The following is a 3,501-nucleotide window of genomic DNA, read 5'->3' on the forward strand; positions in this document are numbered from 1 at the left end:
CGACGAAACCTAGAGGAATTGGAACTGGGTTAGGTTTAGCAATTAGCCATCAGATTATTGTTGAGAACCATAAAGGCAAAATTACCTGTCACTCAGAGGTAGGAGTTGGCACTGAGTTTGCGATCGCACTACCAATTCAGCATCAACACCTTAGAGAACTCTCCAAAACCTTGCCAGCAACTTTCTCAGGAAGCCGTTTCGTACAATCCTTACTATACGTGAGTTCGACGGAGGTTTGAAAGCAGCTCACCCCTGAATGTTGCACTCGATGAGTCTCAACGCTAGAGAACAACCCACTAAATCCCATTTTCCCAATACAATGTCCTCTAATCCGCCTGCGGGGAGATGACCAAGGGGAGCGACATCGGGGTCGAAAGTGAGTTCAGCGTAGGTTAGCCAGTTACCTTTCACACGCCAACCGACCCGATCGCCAAAACGTGACCAAATGGTATAGTGATTGTCCAGCCTACCCTTAACACTCTCCCAGATCCGCTTTTGCACGCTGAAACCAAAGCGCCCCTTGCTGTAATGTACCCAGAGGCGATCGATGGTGCCGAGGTCTTGGCAGGGAAACTTTTGGAAGTCTTCAGCTCTGATCCAACCTTCTTGCTCACGACCAGAGACCTTAAATAGGAGCTCTCTTGTTTCCCGATCCGCCTCTTGCCATTTCTCGGATGCCAGTAGCTGTTGCAGTTGGCTGTAATCTATTCCTAGTTCTGAAAGTATAAGAAGGGGTGCAGGGGGCACATCTAAAGTTGGCACAGGTGGGCTTGACGGAGGGAGTGTAAGCTCGCCGAGAGCAGAGGTTTCATCTAAAGTCTTGCCGTTTTCCCCTGTTGGCTTCGAGTTGTCGCCTTTGTCCCCTAGCGGGTGTTTGTACTCAAAGGGAGCAGGAATCACTGGTGTCGGTGTCGCGGTACTTAAAGATAAGGGTTGTGAAGTTTCAGACTGAAGGGATTGTAGTACCTCGGCAGCAGACTTATAGCGATCTTTCGGCAAATCCTGAAGCAGCTTGTCCAAGACTTGCCCTAATTGAGGGCTAATCGTGATGCCGGGAGGCAGATGCTGCCGCCACATCCAGCGACATTCCAGTCCGTTGTAAATTTCATCAAAGCCATCCGTGCCAGGAAGATGCTTGGTTAGTAGACACACGCAGGTAACCCCTAAACTATAGAGGTCGCTTGCAGGGTAAGCTTTACCCCGCATTTGTTCGAGGGGTGTAAATCCTGCGGTGCCAACGGTTGTACCGACTCTACCCAAATCAGTTCCTGTTGCCTGTTTGGAGACGCCGAAATCAATCAGCATCAATCTCCCCCTTCCACCCCCTTGAGCGGGAGAGGTTTGAGTGGGGGTGCGGCGACGCATAATATTCCCTGGCTTGATGTCTCGGTGAATCACACCCTTGGCGTGGATAAACTGGAGAACTGGAAGCAGATCGAGCAACAGCTGCCTAATCTTTTGTTCGCTGAAGGTTCCCTCGATCGCCAATTCTTGCCTTAAATCCCGTCCGTCGATAAACTCTTGCACTAGATACAGGTATTTCTCTTGTTCAAAGAAGGCGAGTAGCCGGGGGATTTGGGGATGCTCTCCCAGTTGCAAAAGCTGCACGGCCTCGTGGTTAAACAGTTCGGTGGCTTTTTGGAGTGCAGCTGGATCGGCTTGAATGTCTAATGAGGGTGAAAATTGCTTCACTACGCACTTGACATTCATACAGTCTTGATCGACAGCCAGATAAGTTCTACCAAAGCCGCCGCTGCCGAGGAATTTGACCACGCGGTAGCGGTTTCGGAGTAGGAGTTGAGCGCCACAACTTTGGCAAAATTTATAGTTGTCTGGGTTAAGGCGATCGCGGCAGTGGGGGTTGAGGCAGTAAATCATACCTGGGAAGGATTCCGCTGAATGTGTCTATGGTAATTCTTCGCCGCAAGATTTTCCTAAGATCGACTAAGCTGTAGCGTTAGAGTCAAAGGAGCGATTGTGGCTTTTAAAGTTGGTTTGCTTGGCGTCGGGACAGTTGGTACGGGAACGGCACAGATTTTGCTCAATCCAGAGGGGCGTCAGCCGTTGTTGCAAGAGATTGAGATTCATCGGGTGGGGGTGCGATCGCTCGACAAGCCGAGAGAGGTCAAACTACCACTGGAATTGCTCACAACGGACTTAGAATCCATTGTGACTGACCCAGCCGTTGATATTGTAGTTGAAGTGATGGGGGGGTTGGAACCGGCGCGATCGCTCATTCTCAAAGCCATTGCCCAAGGGAAGCACGTCGTCACTGCCAACAAAGCTGTCATTTCCCGCTATGGTGCTGAAATTTTCACAGCGGCGGAGGAAGCGGGTGTCTACGTCCTCTTAGAAGCAGCGGTTGGGGGAGGTATCCCAGTGATTCAACCCCTCAAGCAGTCTTTGGGCGTTAATCGCATTCAGAGCGTTATTGGTATTGTCAATGGTACAACCAACTACATCCTGACACGGATGCAAACTGAGGGGGGTGAATTTAGCGACATCCTCGCCGACGCCCAAAAGTTGGGTTATGCAGAAGCTGACCCCACCGCTGATGTAGATGGCTTAGATGCAGCGGATAAGATTGCTATTCTCGCTTCCCTTGCCTTCGCGGGACGAATTAAACTCGAAGATGTCTACTGTGAAGGAATTCGCCAAGTTAGTGCGGCGGATATTTCCTATGCTCAGAAACTGGGGTTTGTGATTAAACTACTCGCATTTGCCAAGCGGGAGAAAATAGCTGTGTCAGCTACCCCAGATGCCGAAATGCTTCAGGTGAGAGTGCATCCGACATTGCTACCCAAAACGCATCCGCTTGCCAGTATCAACGGGGTTTACAACGCTATTCTCGTGGAAGGCGACCCGATTGGGCAGGTGGTGTTCTCCGGGCCAGGTGCGGGTTCTGGGCCAACGGCGAGTGCTGTGGTGTCGGATATTTTGAACATCGCCGCTGTTTTAAAAACGGCTGGGGAGTCTCACCGACTGCATCCTTTGTTGAGTTGTGCTCATCAACATTATTGTGCAATCGCGCCGATGTCGGAATTAGTGACCCGATTTTATGCACGTTTTCTTACTAAAGATCGTCCTGGCGTTATTGGTCACTTAGGAACCAGCTTTGGTAATCACAATGTGAGTTTGGAGTCAATTGTGCAGACTGGATTCCGGGATGATTTAGCGGAAATTGTCGTCGTCACTCACGATGTTCGGGAAGGAAACTTCCGACAAGCTTTGGATGAAATTCGGACATTAGAAGCTATAGATAGCATTCCTAGTATCTTGCGAGTGCTTTAGGTATTGCGGACGTTCAAGTCCCTGGTGGTGGGAGAGCTGCCATAATCAACAGTAAAGCTGGAAGAAAGTAACTATGACGGCTCTTACCCCTACAGCCAAACAATCCCAACCGTTCTATCCCAGTGCTGATGGTGAACCTGTGGCAGAAACGTATGCTCATCTCTATGCCTTACTCACAACATTGGAAGTGTTGAGGCAATACCTAAAAGG

Annotated in this window: 3 protein-coding genes and 1 pseudogene; 3 read left to right on the forward strand and 1 reads right to left on the reverse strand. The window is 50.0% G+C overall.

The window, feature by feature from the left end:
* The coding region (locus V6C93_RS03805) for an ATP-binding protein (RefSeq protein WP_333475319.1) at positions 1-239 on the forward strand (239 nt) is incomplete at its 5' end.
* 7 nt (positions 240-246) lie between these two features.
* Here the strand turns inward: V6C93_RS03805 and V6C93_RS03810 are convergent.
* Positions 247-1,878 (reverse strand): GUN4 domain-containing protein, encoded by a 1,632-nt coding sequence (locus V6C93_RS03810; protein ID WP_333475320.1) that lies wholly within the window; start codon positions 1,876-1,878, stop codon positions 247-249.
* Between the two features lie 99 nt (positions 1,879-1,977).
* Here V6C93_RS03810 and V6C93_RS03815 point away from each other — a divergent pair, with 99 nt between their 5' ends.
* The gene (locus V6C93_RS03815; RefSeq protein ID WP_333475321.1) at positions 1,978-3,291 is read left to right on the forward strand and encodes a homoserine dehydrogenase; all 1,314 of its coding nucleotides are present in this window, start codon (positions 1,978-1,980) and stop codon (positions 3,289-3,291) included.
* A gap of 73 nt (positions 3,292-3,364) precedes the next feature.
* Positions 3,365-3,501: pseudogene (locus V6C93_RS38075) on the forward strand (Uma2 family endonuclease); the annotation flags it as partial.

The organism is Allocoleopsis sp. (genome assembly GCF_036703385.1).
Taxonomy (GTDB): domain Bacteria; phylum Cyanobacteriota; class Cyanobacteriia; order Cyanobacteriales; family Coleofasciculaceae; genus Allocoleopsis.